At 61.1% G+C, this 15,634-nt stretch carries 14 protein-coding genes; 9 read left to right on the forward strand and 5 right to left on the reverse strand.

All coding sequences use genetic code 11. The features are described from left to right. Positions 1–98: 98 nt before the first annotated feature. On the forward strand, positions 99–1,493 hold the full coding sequence (locus BHE01S_RS24990; RefSeq protein ID WP_042268737.1) for a phosphomannomutase/phosphoglucomutase: 1,395 nt from the start codon (positions 99–101) through the stop codon (positions 1,491–1,493). 209 nt (positions 1,494–1,702) lie between these two features. Here the strand turns inward: BHE01S_RS24990 and BHE01S_RS24995 are convergent, their stop codons facing one another. After that, a complete protein-coding gene (locus BHE01S_RS24995) occupies positions 1,703–2,956 on the reverse strand; it encodes a glycosyltransferase family 87 protein (RefSeq protein ID WP_052406081.1) in 1,254 nt (417 codons plus the stop codon). Positions 2,957–3,246: 290 nt separating this feature from the next. Between BHE01S_RS24995 and BHE01S_RS25000 the strand changes: the two genes are divergently transcribed. Next, on the forward strand, positions 3,247–4,509 hold the full coding sequence (locus tag BHE01S_RS25000; RefSeq protein WP_245639852.1) for a glycosyltransferase family 87 protein: 1,263 nt from the start codon (positions 3,247–3,249) through the stop codon (positions 4,507–4,509). A 408-nt stretch (positions 4,510–4,917) separates the two neighbouring features. Further along, complete coding sequence (locus BHE01S_RS25005) at positions 4,918–6,198, forward strand: glycosyltransferase family 87 protein (protein ID WP_084069177.1); 1,281 nt, start codon at positions 4,918–4,920, stop codon at positions 6,196–6,198. Positions 6,199–6,651: 453 nt separating this feature from the next. On the opposite strand, the gene BHE01S_RS39585 is transcribed toward BHE01S_RS25005, so the two are convergent. The 4 genes from BHE01S_RS39585 to BHE01S_RS25025 all read right to left on the reverse strand — a co-directional run bounded on the left by BHE01S_RS39585 (position 6,652) and on the right by BHE01S_RS25025 (position 10,617). Next, complete coding sequence (locus BHE01S_RS39585) at positions 6,652–6,951, reverse strand: superinfection immunity protein (RefSeq protein ID WP_042268710.1); 300 nt, start codon at positions 6,949–6,951, stop codon at positions 6,652–6,654. Positions 6,952–7,017: 66 nt separating this feature from the next. Further along, entirely contained in the window at positions 7,018–8,076 is a 1,059-nt protein-coding gene (locus BHE01S_RS25015; protein ID WP_084069191.1) for a glycosyltransferase family 2 protein, read from the reverse strand. Positions 8,077–8,124: 48 nt separating this feature from the next. Continuing rightward, positions 8,125–9,396, reverse strand: coding sequence for a glycosyltransferase family 87 protein (locus tag BHE01S_RS25020; protein WP_084069179.1), 1,272 nt, complete (start codon positions 9,394–9,396; stop codon positions 8,125–8,127). 15 nt (positions 9,397–9,411) lie between these two features. Further along, the gene (locus BHE01S_RS25025) at positions 9,412–10,617 is read right to left on the reverse strand and encodes a glycosyltransferase family 87 protein (protein WP_052406088.1); all 1,206 of its coding nucleotides are present in this window, start codon (positions 10,615–10,617) and stop codon (positions 9,412–9,414) included. Positions 10,618–11,405: 788 nt separating this feature from the next. On the opposite strand from BHE01S_RS25025, the gene BHE01S_RS36255 reads away from it, so the two are divergent. From BHE01S_RS36255 to BHE01S_RS25040, 6 genes are all read left to right on the forward strand, one after another. After that, entirely contained in the window at positions 11,406–11,576 is a 171-nt protein-coding gene (locus tag BHE01S_RS36255) for a Flp family type IVb pilin (protein ID WP_062859880.1), read from the forward strand. Between the two features lie 97 nt (positions 11,577–11,673). Continuing rightward, a complete protein-coding gene (locus BHE01S_RS36260; protein WP_062859881.1) occupies positions 11,674–11,844 on the forward strand; it encodes a Flp family type IVb pilin in 171 nt (56 codons plus the stop codon). Positions 11,845–11,920: 76 nt separating this feature from the next. Beyond that, positions 11,921–12,091 carry a Flp family type IVb pilin gene (locus BHE01S_RS36265; protein WP_062859882.1) on the forward strand — a complete coding sequence of 57 codons (171 nt, stop codon included), beginning with the start codon at positions 11,921–11,923 and terminating at the stop codon, positions 12,089–12,091. A 59-nt stretch (positions 12,092–12,150) separates the two neighbouring features. After that, the gene (locus BHE01S_RS25030) at positions 12,151–12,705 is read left to right on the forward strand and encodes an A24 family peptidase (RefSeq protein WP_407669550.1); all 555 of its coding nucleotides are present in this window, start codon (positions 12,151–12,153) and stop codon (positions 12,703–12,705) included. Positions 12,706–12,788: 83 nt separating this feature from the next. Beyond that, the gene (gene cpaB / locus BHE01S_RS25035) at positions 12,789–13,625 is read left to right on the forward strand and encodes a Flp pilus assembly protein CpaB (RefSeq protein WP_042268744.1); all 837 of its coding nucleotides are present in this window, start codon (positions 12,789–12,791) and stop codon (positions 13,623–13,625) included. Positions 13,626–13,730: 105 nt separating this feature from the next. Beyond that, a complete protein-coding gene (locus BHE01S_RS25040; RefSeq protein ID WP_084069181.1) occupies positions 13,731–15,617 on the forward strand; it encodes a type II and III secretion system protein family protein in 1,887 nt (628 codons plus the stop codon). Positions 15,618–15,634: the final 17 nt, after the last annotated feature.

Genomic DNA, 15,634 nt, shown 5'->3' on the forward strand with positions numbered 1-15,634 from the left:
GTTTGTAACGGATCCCACTTTTCGTAACGCAGGAGGCTTACAGTTGCCTGTCTGTGTTACGAATAGACCCGAATCCCCATCAGGACGTGAGCCTCAACATGATTTCCAAATCGATTTTCAAGGCGTATGACATCCGCGGCGTGATCGGCAAGACGCTCGACACCGACACCGCACGCGCCATCGGCCGTGCCTTCGGCAGCGAAGTGCGTGCGCAGGGCGGCGACGCCGTGGTGATCGCGCGCGACGGCCGGCTCTCGGGTCCCGATCTCTCGCGTGCGCTGGCCGACGGCCTGTGCGAAGCCGGCGTGGACGTGGTCGACGTCGGCATGGTGCCCACGCCCGTGGGCTACTTCGCCGCAAGCGTGCCGCTCAAGCTGGTGGGCGGCGAGCGCAACGTGGACTCGTGCATCGTCGTGACGGGCAGCCACAATCCGCCTGACTACAACGGCTTCAAGATGGTCCTGCGCGGCAAGGCGATTTACGGCGACCAGATCCTCGCGCTGTACGACCGTATCGTCGCGGACCGCTTCGACGCGGGCGAGGGCAGCTACACGAAGTACGACATCGCCGACGCCTATGTCGATCGCATTCTGGGCGACGTGAAGCTCGCGCGCCCGATGAAGCTCGTGGTCGATACCGGCAACGGAGTGGCGGGCGACCTGGCGCCGCGTCTCTTTAAGGCGATGGGCTGCGAGCTGGTCGAACTCTTCACCGAGGTGGACGGCAATTTCCCGAACCACCATCCGGACCCGGCGCACCCCGAGAACCTGCAGGACGTGATCCGGGCGCTGAAGGAAACGGATGCGGAGATCGGCTTCGCGTTCGACGGCGACGGCGACCGCCTGGGCGTCGTGACCAAGGACGGCCAGATCATCTACCCCGATCGCCAGCTCATGCTGTTCGCCGAGGAAGTGCTTTCGCGCAACCCGGGCAAGCAGATCATCTACGACGTGAAGTGCACGCGCAATCTCGCGAAGTGGGTGAAGGAAAAGGGCGGCGAGCCGCTCATGTGGAAGACCGGCCACTCGCTCGTGAAGGCGAAGCTGCGCGAAACCGGCGCGCCGCTCGCGGGTGAAATGAGCGGCCACGTGTTCTTCAAGGACCGCTGGTACGGCTTCGACGACGGCCTGTACACGGGCGCGCGCCTGCTCGAAATCCTCTCGCGCGTGGCCGATCCGAGCAAGCTGCTCAACGACCTGCCGAACTCGCACGCTACGCCCGAGCTGCAGCTGAAGCTCGAGGAGGGCGAGAACTTCGAACTGATCGGCAAGCTGCAGAAGAACGCGAAGTTCACGGGCGCCGACGAGGTCATCACCATCGACGGTCTGCGCGTGGAATACCCGGACGGCTTTGGCCTTGCCCGCTCGTCGAACACCACGCCCGTGGTCGTGATGCGCTTCGAGGCCGACAACGATGCCGCGCTCGCGCGCATCCAGGCGGACTTCAAGCGCGTGATTCTTGCCGAGAAGCCGGACGCGAAGCTGCCGTTCTGAGGCTTCCGTATGGCTTGACGCCGTTCTGACGCGGACTTCGAAGTCAAAGCAAATGCGGCGCCGCGCGGTTCTACCGCCCGGCGCCGCTGCGTTTTCCGCTCCGGCGCGTCTTCGCGCCTGCCGTCAACTCAAGAGCGGTGATGGTTTGTATCGTGATCATCGGAGGACTGCTTGCTGCACGAGGCGCTGCGATGCCACAGCTTACCGCATTACCTGGTGCGGGCAGGCAGTCCTGTTGCATGACGAGGCTCTACGCGGGCTTCCTGAAAGAAGCGACGGGCGATGAGCACCATCAAGGCGATCAGTACGATGACTGCCCATCGGCTCTTGAATGGCATGAACCACGTTATCAGTGACGCGAGAGGGGCGAGCCATGCAAGCACTATAATGACATGCTCGACGCGTGTGGCTCTCAGCGATTTCTTCGAGTCCGCAGCGAGATAGAGAATGGGCAAGAGGAGCCACGCTAGATCGTAGTACAGCAAGTAAGTCGGTATCAGCAATGCTGTCGTAGCGGCTGCCGCATTGGCCAGCGATGAGTGCGGCTTTCGGCGCCATAGCAAGATCGTGAACGCTAGGGAGCCCAAGGCAACAACTGCGTGAAGCGTGTATGCGATGCCGATGCCGCCCCCTAAATGACGCACGATAACGAAGACGGTGGGCATAGCGTCCCAGAGGTCGGCCCAGTTATTTTGAACTGCTGAGTTGAACTGCGTGGCCATCTCGAAGAAGCGAATCCATAGCGGTATCCCGAAGATGATTTCACTCACGAGGCAGAGAAATGCCGCCGTCAACGCCGCCGCAGAAAGTGCCTTGAAGTTTCGACCGAACAAAAAGAGCAGGGGGAAGATGGGCGCGAGTTGCGGCTTGATGACAAGAAGTCCAGCACACACGCCGGCCGCAACCGGCTGTTTCTCGAGCAACCCCAGCGTGCCGGCAGCGAGCGCGAGGGTGATCAGCGAGTTCTGTCCATGTATGGCGGCAACCCAAATTCCGGGAAACGCAATGATGGTTGACCACGGCAGCGGACTGGATTTCATCAATGGCGCGCACGCGAACAGACAGCATGAGATGCTTGCGCAGCAGAACAGCGCATACGCGGCAGGGTACGGAAGTATCGCGAGCGGAAAGATGAGCAGCTGAAAAGGCGGCGGGTAGACCCAAAGGGCGCAAGCACATTCCACCCCGGTTCCCTGAAGCAGAGTATTCTCGGCTGCGCACAGGAGATCCGGGTTGAATGCAGCAATGGCCCCTTGGTGTATGGAAATAAGAGAGGCACTCCAGAATACACGGAAGTCAATGCCAGGGGGTGGCACGTAGCGTGTGTGGAACAACCAGCACGACGTGACCCAGACCGCGATCACACCGATTTGGCCTACAAGTAATGCGCTGCTGTACACGGCGATTCTTTCCCGTGTGAAGAACGCCGTTCGTTGAATCTCCTGCCCAACAATGGCCTTCAAGACGAGCCCCGATCAAGATGTTATGGCGATTTTCCCGCCTGAACATTCTGGGGGGATAGAGCGAAACGAAACGTGTGCCAGCGGACACCGAATTAACAGTTGAGCGATCACCCATCGAAGCGGATGGCTCCTTTCTCACATGGGATCCCCAAAAAAGAAGAAGCAGACCAGCAGGCGGCTGCTAACTCAACCTCCATTTGGGCGTGGGCTGTCACACATCCGATTCGTCAGACCAGGTCGACAATGCTGGCTCCGGACAATCCCATATCTCCATTCAACTGGAGGTCTTCATGGCAACAGCCGTCGAGCAGCCGGGAGCGCTCCAAAGCGTTTCAGGCTTTCTGTCTCGTGAAAGACTTGTGATTTACAGCGGTGCCATTCTTGCCATGCAGTTGATCCAGCTAGGCATATGGGCGTTCGCAAGCTGGGTTCTTCATCTTCGGACTGTGCCCCCACTTGGCCTGGATTTCAGGGTCTTCTGGAGCGCCTCCTTCGTCTCTCTGCATAGCGGCATGATCTCGGCTTTCAATCCGGACTTGATGGCAGCAGTTGAGGCCCATCTGTACGACGGGACGAACTTTGCCGATGCCGGTCATTTCGCGCCATGGGTCTACCCGCCGCCCTTCCATGCACTCATCCTCCCGCTCGCGCTGCTGCCATACGCGATTTCCTACACCGTCTACTGCTTTATGTGTATAGCAATGGTGCTGTTCGCATGCCGGTCGGCAATGGCGTCAAAGGCGTTGCCGTGGATTACCGTCATCGCCTTCCCTGGAATATGGGTGGCCACAATTCATGGCCAGAATTCATTGATTACCCTCTCCCTCGCAGCTATATCACTCGCGCAAATCAAGCCTCGCCCGGTGCTTGCGGGGGTGTGTGCCGGCGCGCTGCTCGCGGTCAAACCGCAGCTTGGGCTGCTCTTGCCACTTTTCTTCCTGTGTGCTCGCCAATTCCGGGCAGTTGCGGCTGCCGCAGCGACAGTCGCCATCATTTGCAGCGCCAGCGCGTTCGCATTCGGCCTTCCGCTCTGGGGACAATTTTTCGGGACGCTGTCATGGTTCAACAGTGCGATCCTTACGCATAACTACGCAGACCTGTGGCGCGCGATGCCGACCATCTACGCCATCGCTCGCTCTCTCGGAGCGAATCTGCACAGCGCCTACGCGATGCACCTCATTCTTGCGGGTCCGCTCGTGGTAGCCACCGCGATCTTGTGGAGCAAACAGCCTGGATCACGTCTGAGCTCCGCAGCCGCCATTGTCGCGACACTCACGGCAACTCCGTACTTGATCCAGTACGACCTCGTCTGGCTGCTGTTGCCGGTCCTGTATCTCTGTGAGGATTTTCAGAGGACCGGGCATCGGAGCCTCTGGGAATCGACGGTCGTTGCACTCGCATGGTTCCTTCCGATCCCGGCCTTTCTTGGGATCCTTATGGGCCGCACGGAGTGGGGTGGCGTCCTGTTACCCGTGTTGCTTCTGACTATCTTGACTCGCGCATTCGTCGAGCACCAAGCTCGTGACGGTGGTGTGCTTCGAGCCGGACAATGACGCCGTTCTCGCGCACATTCAGACAGGCTTCAAGGGGGATCCTTTCCGGGAATCCGGGCCGTAAGCTGTCGTCCTGGCAAAGGCGGGCCAGTATTACAGCGCGGCGAGCGGACGTTGAGGCGCACATGGCGGATTTGGCTACCCTGTGTGGTCTCGCGGACGATTCCATGCCTATTCTGGCTTCCGCGAGGCTTCCAGTTTCTCCATACTTCGCGATACAAGCAATCGCGAAGCAAGACCGGCACAAGGCGCGCCGCCTGATAAGTGGGCGCCGCGAGTTTCCGGCTCAAGCGTCGTGCACTTCGAGGAGTGACGGGGGATGCCGCATATCATCAGGTTTGGAACATCTGGCGCCGTCTGCATTCTCGCGCTGTCTTACGTTTTGCGGGCCGAACTGGTGGCCTGACCATGGACGACGATACCGTTCATTCCACTTCCCGGCCGTTGTCTGGACCGCCACGCTGGCTCGACGCGCAGCGTATCCGCGCCTACGCTGCTTTTTTTCTGCTGGTGAATATTGGCTTCTTTTCACTAAGGATTTGGTACGGGTTGGTCAAGCCAATTCCAAACGTCAGTCCGCCGGGGTGGGATTTTGCCGTGTTCTGGAGCGCGTCCTGGCTCGCGCTACACGGTCCGGCAGTCAATGCCTTCGACACGGCCCTCATCGAGCCGATCGCATTGCCCCTGCAAAACATGCTACCGACGCCGTTTGTCACCCCATGGACCTATCCGCCGACGTTTCTGCTCGTTATGCTGCCGGCTGCGTTGTTGCCATTCGCGCTCTCGTACGTTGCGTACGTATTGGTCTGGATCGCCTTCGCGTTTCAGGCCTGCGTGCGGATCCTGCCGCGGTTGCGGGACCGGTCCTGGTGGCTGCCGGTTGTCGCATTTCCCGCATTCTGGGCTGCTGCATCTGCCGGACAGAACGCATTTTTGACGTTCGCCCTGATTGGGTTTGGTCTCGTCTGTGTCGACAGACGGCCATGGGTTGCGGGAATTTTATTCGGTCTACTTGCCATCAAACCGCAACTGGGCCTCGTGATTCCAATTGCATTGCTATGCGGCAGAAACTGGCGTGCAGTCGTATCCTCGGTAGTGACAGTCGGCGCTTTTTGCGCGCTCGCGGGGCTGCTGCTTGGATTCGCGACATTTGCGCGATTCGCCGAAGCGTTGCCCGCCTTTAACCACTTCGTCATCCAGTATTCGGACCGCTGGCCGCGTGGAATTTCGACGGCGTTTGGCGTCGCGCGACATTTTGGCGTGACCGCGCCGACCGCATACATGCTACACGCGGTTGTGGCGGCACTGGCTGTGAGCGCCGTTGTCTGGCTTTGGACCGTGCGCGCGACTTTCGAGTTGCGGGCGTCGGCACTGGCGCTGGCGACGTTACTGGTGCCGACCTATCTGATGCCCTACGACCTGCTTTTGCTTGGCTTGCCGATTCTGTGGCTCGTGCGGGACGGTGGCCGCAACGGCTGGATTCGGGGCGACGGCGTCGTGCTGGTGAGTGCCTGGATTTCGCCGATTGTCATTTACACGCCGGGGGAGTGGGCGGCGAGCGCCTATGTGCCGGTCATCGTCCTGGCGTTGCTGCTGGTCGTCGTGCGGCGCTATGTGGCCCAACGGAAGGTGCGCGTTAGCAAGTGGGCCGTCATGGTTGCCGTTGCCGGGCATAACGGCTCGCGCTGAGCTGGCTTGTCAAGTCTGCGGAAGATCCTGCGCATGTCTCCAATACCGCGCGTTCTTCGTTCAGGTATGCGACTCGTGCTGAGGTAATAGTTGCTCGTCCGTAGGAGGGAGGCACGACAGAAGGGGCATGAACCACGCTATTCTCACGAGGGCATAGTCAGTCCTTCCCTGCGACACCGATTCGTGCCGAGCGATCATATCTCTCCGGGCACGAGCACGATGGGCAGAAGCAGTCGCTAGCTCCGCAACAAGGGCGACGACGAGGCGTACTGCATGTGCCTCCCGCTCCCGGACCGACCGTGCGCGAGAACGCGATGTCCTTCGGCGCACGCGCGCTTCTTGTGAGCGTGAGGCACCCTCCGTCCTGGGCGCACCTGCACCACCGCCGCGAACACAATCCACGCGCCCGGTCGGCATTGACTCCGAGGACCATCAAAATTGATCGCATACGGATTATATGAGCGAGAACCCGTCCTCGCCTTCTCGCCGACTCTGGGTGTTATGTGTGCGCGTTTGCTCATTGCAAGGCACCTCTTTCTGAACCCCAGTCAGTGCCCACAGTAAAGCGACTATCCAGCCGAGCACTGACCATCCGAGCAGCCTGTTAAGCCCGGTGATTGCGCGTCGCTTATGATGCATACGACGGAAGGCGACGATCGAAGGAGCGAAGTACAGCAACACGAAGATGACGAGAAGTCCACCCGGATCACAGGGTGAGTCCTCGGCACCGGATCTGGATTGATAGTCAGACATGTTATCCCCCGTAAGTCAGCGGAAGCGTCAAATCATATGACGCGCCTCCTGATGATCGAAACATCGTCATCGGCCCGCCGCCCGCACCTGGGACGCGCCACCCCAGCGAACCAGCTCCAGCGGCACGCTATGGGTACGGGTCTCCACACGTTCAACCGGCAGGACGCTGATCGTGGCACACGACTCGTAACGCCGCCGCACGAGGTAGACCGGCCGCTTCTTTGACTCGTCGTAGATGCGCCCGATGTATTCGCCAACGACTCCGATGCCGACCAGCTGGATGCCGCTCAAGAACAACACGACGGAGAACAGGGACGCATAGCCCGGAACGGGATTGCCGAACAGCAACGTGCGGCCAACCATGAACGTGCCGTAGCAAAGCGCGAGCGCGGCCAGCGTCCCACCGATATATGTCCAGCCGCGCAACGGCACGGTGCTGAAGCTTGTAATGCCTTCAAGGGCGAAATTCCACAGGCGCCAGCCCGAGAATTTGGTTTCGCCTGCGCTGCGTGGCGTGCGTTCGTAGTCGAGCGTGACGGTGTTGAAACCGACCCAGGCGAACAGACCCTTCATGAACCGATGCCGCTCCGGAAGACCGCGCAGCGCGTTGACGACCTGGCGATCCATGAGTCTGAAGTCACCAACGTTTTCGGGGAGTTTCAGCTCCGAAAGCGCGTTGTGGATGCGATAGAACAATGCTGCGGTTGTGCGCTTGAGGAAGGAATCGCAGGTGCGGCTGGCACGCCGTGCGAGTACGACTTCCGCGCCTTGGCGCCAATGTCGGATCATTTCGGGAATCAATGAAGGCGGATCCTGCAGGTCTGCATCGATGACGACGACAGCGTCGCCGGCCGCTTCGTGGAGACCCGCAGTGAGTGCAGACTCCTTGCCGAAATTGCGCGTGAGGTCGATGACTTTGACGCGCCTGTCGCGTTGGCTGACGAGAACCAGTCTTTCAAGCGTGGCATCCCTGCTGCCGTCGTTGATGCAGACGATCTCGAAGCGCACGCATTCGATGGACTCCATCGTCGCAATAATCTGTTCGAAGAACAGTTCGACGCCGTCCTCCTCGTTATAGAACGGAGCGACGACAGAGATGAGCGGGGTCTCAAGCGCGGTTTTGATGCAGCGCGCTTCCTCGCCGATAAACATGTTCATGATGTTGTCTCCCTTTTACGACGAGGCAGCGGTGTCGGAGATTGCCTGCACGCTTCGCTCGCGCGCGATCTGTGCAATCAGCATCCAGAGCGTGGCAATCGAGATGAGCGGAGTGAACGGAACGTGCAGATGAGAAACGAGCGTGAGACCGGCGATAGGGGCGAGCCAGAGTACGGCGAGCCATTCGCGCTGTCCGCGCTGAAAGCCGTGCTCCCTCGCGTGGTAGACGACCCATGCGATCAGGATTCCGTACCACGTCAGGTCATAGTCATAGAGGTATGGGCTCACGAGCATGCTGGCGCATACGAGCACGGCGGCGCGCAGTCCGAAGGCGCTGGGCCGGCCCCACGCGTAGCAGACGGCGGCGGCCGCGCACAGGGCGGACGCGGCTTGCGCAGTACTGGCTAGCGCCGTTGGCGCATGAAGCAGCTTGAGCGCCCCGAACACAGTCGGTACACGAAAGAGGTGGGCTCGTCCCGTCTCGACAAAGCTGTTGGCGAGGCCCATGTTATGAATGCATGCGACCAGCGTTTCGCTGCCAAACGCCAGGACCGAGGCCAGCAGCGAAATCGCCACGCCAACGCTCATCGCGCCCAGTGCGCGCCACGAGCGCGAAGCGAGTAGCGCGAGCGGAATGAGCACGCAAAGCTGCGGCTTCATGGCGACGAGAGCAAAGCACAACCCCGCGAGTATCGGGCGGCTGCGCAGCAGAATCAATCCGAGCCCCACCAGTGATGCCGTGAGCAGCCCGTTCTGGCCCGCCGTCAGAACAAGCGCGGAACCCGGGAAGGCGATTGCGAGGAGCGCGGTGCGCGGGTGAGGCGCGATCGTCTTCACCACTTTGACGAAGAGGGCGAGTGTGCCGAACAGGAAGATAGGTGCAGATAGCGTGAACGGCAGCAGTGCCAGCGGATACACGAACAAGAGGAACGTTGGCGGGTAGAGCCACGGAAGGATGCCGACGGGGTGGCCAGCCGCATATTCCTCGACGGGCTTCAGGATGCTGAAGTTATAGGCATCCACTGCGTGTCCCTGCAGGGCGAGATGCGAAGCGCTCCAGAATGGCAGGCAGTCCACGGCAAGCACGCTCAGTTGCGGATCCTTAAGCCATACCAGGTGATACACGTAAGCCAGCGCAACGCAGAAATAGTAGACAAGCGCGGCAAGCGGGTAGATCCACAGGCGTTGGCCGCTCAACCAGTGCGAGCGGGGCTGGTGAGTGCCGGGGGGCTTAGCGTGCGCGGCCCTGGCCGTGCTCATGGAATCGCGGAAGGTAGTCTGGTTCATGGCGTGGTCTCTCGCCTAAAGAGCGGAATCGATGCGTGTGCGGCGGAGCAGCGCAAGCAGCATGAGCAACAGGATCGCCGGTCCGGTCTGCGGCAGCCTGAAAATCTGGTTGGTGAACTCGAACACTGGCAGGAGCCACACGAGAAGCAGCACGGGCTGCTCGCCAGGAAGCCAGCCGCGACGCAATCCGGTCGCGAGCAGCCCCGCACACGACAAGCCCACCCACGTTAGTTCGTAATGCCATACATAGGGCGTGACAATGAGCGTGGCCGTCCCGAGCGCGGCTGCACGCAGGGCGGTGTCGCACGTCGTGCGCCAGACCTTCCATGCGCCACATGCCGCGATGGCGGCAATCGCGGCGTGCATCAGTCCCGCTGCGAGCAGCGAGGCGCCAATGAGTCGCAGCGACGCGAACACTGACGGAGAGGCAAGCCAGAAACGGACGTCGTGCTCGAGGATAAGCTCGCGCGCCATACCGACGTTGCCTGCGAGCAGCTGAAGCGATGGGTACCCGCAGAGCGCCATGCTTGCAATAAAAAAGAGCACTGCCGTCGCAGCGGCGTATCCGAAGACTTTCCATGCCCGTGCCGCGACCAGAACGAGAGGGAACAGAACGCCGAGCTGCGGCTTGATCACCAGCAGTCCGATACAAATCCCGGCGATTCCGGGGCGACGGTCGATCGAGGCGATTGCAAACGCGGCGAGCGCTGCGGTAATCAGCGCGTTTTGCCCGAAGATGGCACACACCATCACACACGGCATGGCGAGCACGACATACCGGGCGGTCGCGGTGCCAAGCGGGCTTTGTGCGAGGCCGGAAACGCGAACGGTTGCGCAGACGAACGCGGATGCGCTCGCGCCCAGGAAAACGAAATAAGCCAGGGGAAGCGGCAACAGCGCGAGTGGGGTGACGAACAACAGGAACGTGGGCGGATAAAGCCAGGGAATGAATGCGCTCTTGGGCAGGCCGCCCGTCACCGCGGCCACGATCCGGGAAAACGCTGAGTAGTCGAAGACGGTGGAAGCCTGGCCATGCAGGACTGCGTGGCTGGCCGACCAGAACACGAGCAGGTCGGAGCCCGGACGCCAGCCGCCCGTAGCTGCAAAGCCATGAGTCACCCAGGCCCAGAGCGTTACGAAGCCGACACCGATGACGAGCATGGCGGTGCTGTAGGCAATGAGTCTCTCGCGCGAAAGCCAGGAGCACGCCGTCGGCTGCAAGCGTAAGCCATCCCGCTCAAGTGGTCGCATTTTTTCGGTCCCCGTTGAATATTTTCAGTTGGCGGCTTTGCCGCCTATTTTTTCCCCCGAACACGCAAGCAGTGCGGTGTATGGCAGTCCCTGCGTGTTGCCTGATTATTGGGAGACGTGCGCGTCAGGAGCAATGCAGAGTGCATTGGCAATGTTCGCGCGCTAACACTCGCGCACAGCGTCACCTTCAATGAATAAAGCGCTGAAAAAAAAGATGCGTCATGTCTCGCGTCGAAGGGTCCGATGTGGTCGGGTAACTACCGATTCTGCAGCGAGCGTGCGTCATGGGTTTGGTATAAGTGTTTGCTTAACGCTCGCAATCCTAATTAAAAATATAGTTGATATGTCAACGTAATAGGAAGCCGATGAAGATTTGTGACGAACGATCGTATTGGTTGAAATGTGAGAATGACCGGAAAAATCAGGGGTAAATACGCATCAAGTTTTTCGATCGAGGAAATGTGTCGTGATCAGGCAACGCTGAAAGTAGTGGATAAAGCATGGTGACGGCCGAGGTGACATTGTCGATTTGAGAGCGATGGGTCACATGTGGCGTGTCAATTTTTCCGATTTGGTGTGGTTGGGAACAGGAAATTGTTGCGCGTGTGGCAAAGCGCACAAAGTCATCAGATTGACACGCGTAGAACTGCGCCTGTGGCTGCAACGCCGAATCCGGTGACGTAGCCCAACTCACCCTCAAAACCACATGGAAACGGAATCGGGGGTTAACCATGTACACATCGATTGGAGATCACAAAATGCAAAAGATCATCGCTCACGCAAAGGCCTTCGCTCGTGACGAAAACGGCATCACGGCCCTCGAGTACGGGATGCTCGCGGGTCTGATCACGGTGCTGATCATCGCGAGCGTCGCATCGATCGGCTCGACGTTGAAGAACGTGTTCTCCGACGTTGCTATCGCGATCTGAGCGGCTCGGGCGAGTAGGTACGCAACGCAAGCCTCACTCGCTCCAATCGCTGGATGGACCGCTATTAAACATATTCATAACTGGCTGGAGATCAAAAATGCAAAAGATCATCGCTCAGGTAAAGCGCTTCGCGCGTGACGAAAACGGCATCACGGCGCTGGAGTACGGGATGCTCGCCGGTCTCATCACGGTGCTCATCATTGCCAGCGTCGCATCGATCGGCTCGACGCTGAAGAACGTGTTCTCCGACGTCGCCATCGCGATCTGACGGATGCGCGGGGCGAGTGGGTACGCAACGCAAGCTGCACTCGCCCTGCATCACACACCTTACAGGGGATCAAAAAATGCAAAAGATCATCGCTCAGGCAAAGCAGTTCGCTCGTGACGAAAACGGCATTACGGCGCTGGAGTACGGGATGCTCGCGGCCCTGATCACGGTGCTGATCATGGCGAGCATCGCATCGATTGGCACTACGCTCCAGAGCGTGTTCTCCGACATTGTCAATACGCTATAACCCGCGCGCTGGCGAGGGAGGTGGGCCATGACAAAGCAGATGTAACCAGGGAGCGAAAAATGGAATTCACGATGCTGTCTGTTTCCCTGCCGCCGCAGCCGGTTCCGCTGTGCGTGAGCGCGTTGGCGATCCTTGCGGCCAGCACGGATATCGTTAGCCGCCGGATTCCGAACCTGCTGATCGTGGCCGGTCTTGTTTCGGCGCTCGTGGCGCAGGTCGCACTGCGCGGCGCCGTTCCAGGCAGCACGATCTGGCTGGCAGGCGCGGCGACCGGGTTTGCGCTTCTGCTGCCGTTCTATTTGCTACGCGGCATGGCGGCCGGCGACGTCAAGTTGCTGACGATGCTGGGTGCGTGGCTCGGAGCGGCGGCGACCGTCGATATCGCAGTCAACACGTTCATCATCGGCGGGGTGTGGTCGTTAGGGGTTGCCCTGATGCGGGGGCAACTGGGCCGCCTGACGGGAAACGTCGCAGCGTTGCTTGGGGGAGCGGGCCGCGCCGGGCGCATGGCAGGTGTATCGCCAGGTACGGTGCGTGAATCGGTCGGATCGATTCCGTATGGTGTCGCGATCGCCGGGGGGACCGTTGCGGCGCTGTTCACGATGGTGAACTGAAGTGCTGCCCGGTGTCCGCGGGACGAGGGCCGAATTTTCGGTTCGTCGATAACTAATGTTATGGAATGCTTACGGGGGATGTCATGAAAAACAGCCGCGCGTTTGTCATGCTCGCGATCGCTCTGCTGGCCGGTCTGGCCGCAGTGGTGTTCGCTTCCAAATGGTTGCTTCAAACGTCGTCGGGGGCCACGGTACCCGTTGCCGTCGCATCGGACGACATCAATCTCGGTCAGCCGATCAATGAAACGATGATCAGAACGGTCAGCTGGCCAAAGGACAGCCTCCCGCCAGGCACATTCGCAGTACCGAAAGATCTCGACGGACGGGTGGTGCGCGCAAGCCTCACGCGTGGCGAGCCGGTGCTCGAGTCGAAGCTGGCGCCCGTGGGCACCAAAGGTGGACTATCCGCCGTGATCGGTGAAGGGCATCGCGCAATCACGGTCCGCGTGAACGATGTGGTGGGCGTCGCGGGCTTCGCGTTGCCGGGCAACTACGTCGACGTGATCGTCAATACGCAGGAGCCCGAAAAGAAAGCCGATACCCAGCAGCAGAGCATCTCGAAGATCGTGCTCGAAAAAATTCTGGTGCTGGCCGTCGCGCAGCAGGTCAATCGCGACGATACCGCGCCCAAGGTCGTGAACGCCGTGACGCTCGAAGTGACGCCCGAGCAGGCGGAGAAGCTCGATCTGGCGCGCAGCGTGGGCACGCTCTCACTCGTGCTGCGCAACCAGGTGGACGACAACAAACTCATGACGGACGGCGCGACCAAGCAGACTCTGCTGGGTGGCCCGCTGCCGCCACCCGTGCCGCTGCCGGAACCGGCGCACCCGGTGCGTGTGAAGTACGCCGAGCGTGCGCCGGCAAAGCGCAACTGTATCGGTGTGCTGTCGGGTGTGACCGGCAGTCAGGAGTGTTTCTGAAACAAGGCAGAACGGCTGCCTGAGCCCGGCGATGACCATCCGGGCAGAAGGCGAGTGAGCGGTATAGCCGCCATTAAAACGCAGGTAAGTACGGGGTATAACGATATGGATACCAAAGTAAACGTGGGGTCCACGGGGGCCCGCAACGGCGTTCGTCCGTGGCGTGTCGCAACGCTTGCCTGGGTTTGCGCCGGGTTGATGACTTCGACTCCGGGCTGGGCACAGCAATCAAACGCGAACGCAGCGCAGGGGAAGCCGGCCGCAAGCGCTGCGGTTCCCATGGGCAAGGGCCCCGTGCAGATGACCATCAGCATGGGACCGGCGCAAGGCAGCAGCGCGCCGCCCAAAGCCGTGGCGGGACCGCTGCGCGGACCGAACTGCGTGGGCGCCATTCGCAACGAGAGCAGCGTAGTCGTGCCGCTTGGCAAGTCGATGCTCGTGCCGATCGACGAACCGGTGCGCAACCGTACGCTCGGCAATCCCGAGGTCGCCCAGGCGACCATGGTTTCGCCGCAAACGCTCTACATCGTCGGCCAGGCGGTCGGGACGACCAACATGATCGTCCAGGGCAAGAGCGGCGCATGCCAGGTGATCGACGTGATCGTCAGCGCCGACGCCGGCGGCCTTCAGGCGGCGCTTGCGCAACTCATGCCGCAAGAGCGCGACATCCGCGTTTCGACGGCGGCCGACAACATCGTGCTCGCCGGCCATGTGTCGAGCGCGCAGGCCGCCCAGCAGGCCGTGGAAATCGCCCAGGTGTTCGGCGTGAGCGGTCAGAGCAACAACGGCGCACACACGGGCGGCGTGATCAACATGCTGAGCGTGGATTCGCCGCAGCAGGTCATGCTCGAAGTGAAGGTCGCCGAAGTCGACAAGACGCTGATCGACCAGCTCGGCTCAGCCGTTAATATCCAGGGCGGCTTCGGATCCTGGACGGGGGCGCTGGTGAGCAATCTGCTCGCAGGCGTGTCAAGCGCATTCGGCTTCTCGAAGGCGAACAACAACCCGCTCAAGTTCGCCATCGACGCGCAGAAGACCGACAACCTCGTGAAGATCCTGGCGGAGCCGAACCTTGTCACCATCAGCGGTCAGGAAGCCACCTTCCTCGCTGGCGGCAAGATCTTCATCCCCGTGCCGCAAAGCGGCGGCGGCACGTCCGCCACGGCGATCACGCTGCAGCAGGAGGAATTCGGCGTGGGGCTCAAGTTCACGCCCACGGTGCTCAACGGCGGGCGCATCAACCTGAAGGTGGCGCCGGAAGTCTCGGAACTGTCGCCCACGGGCGTTACGCTGAGCGCGTCGAACGTTAGCGGCGTCAGCATCCTGCCGCTCATTACGACGCGGCGTGCTTCCACCACGGTCCAGATGCATGATGGCGAGTCGTTCGCGATCGGCGGGCTCATCAGCAACAACATTACCGGCTCGCTAAAGGCCGTGCCGGGCCTCGGTGAGATTCCGGTGCTGGGGGCGTTGCTCAGGAGCACCTCGTTCCAGCAGGATCGTTCGGAGCTGATCTTCATCGTCACGCCGCACCTCGTGAAGCCGGTGGCGGATGTCGCGCAACTCCAGATGCCTACTGACAGCTTCTCGCAGGTCCACGAAGCCGACGTGTATGCAACGGGCAACATGGAAGGCCGCGCCCATCGCAACGAGGGTCGTTTTGCGCCGCCCGCGCCCGCGCCCGCTGGCACGCAGGCCGTACCGGCTGAACCCGCACCTGGCACAACGCCCGTCGCGCCAGCCGCGCCCGCCGTACCGGCCGCGCCGCAGACGCCGGCCGCGCTGCCCGCACCGCAGGTCTCTTCGCGACGCGAGGCGTCGCCGGCACCGAAAGGCCCGGCGCCCGCTGAAGCGCTCGCGCAGCCCGTACCCACGCAGCAGGTAGATGCGCAGGTCCTTGTGCCACCGCCAGGCGAGGACAGCGCGGCACGCGCGCAGCGAATCGAGCGCGAGGCAGCACGGATCGCGTCGAACGAAGTCACCGCTCATTGACCTGGCGATCAGGAGAC

The organism is Paraburkholderia heleia NBRC 101817, from assembly GCF_000739775.1.
Taxonomy (GTDB): Bacteria; Pseudomonadota; Gammaproteobacteria; order Burkholderiales; family Burkholderiaceae; genus Paraburkholderia; species Paraburkholderia heleia.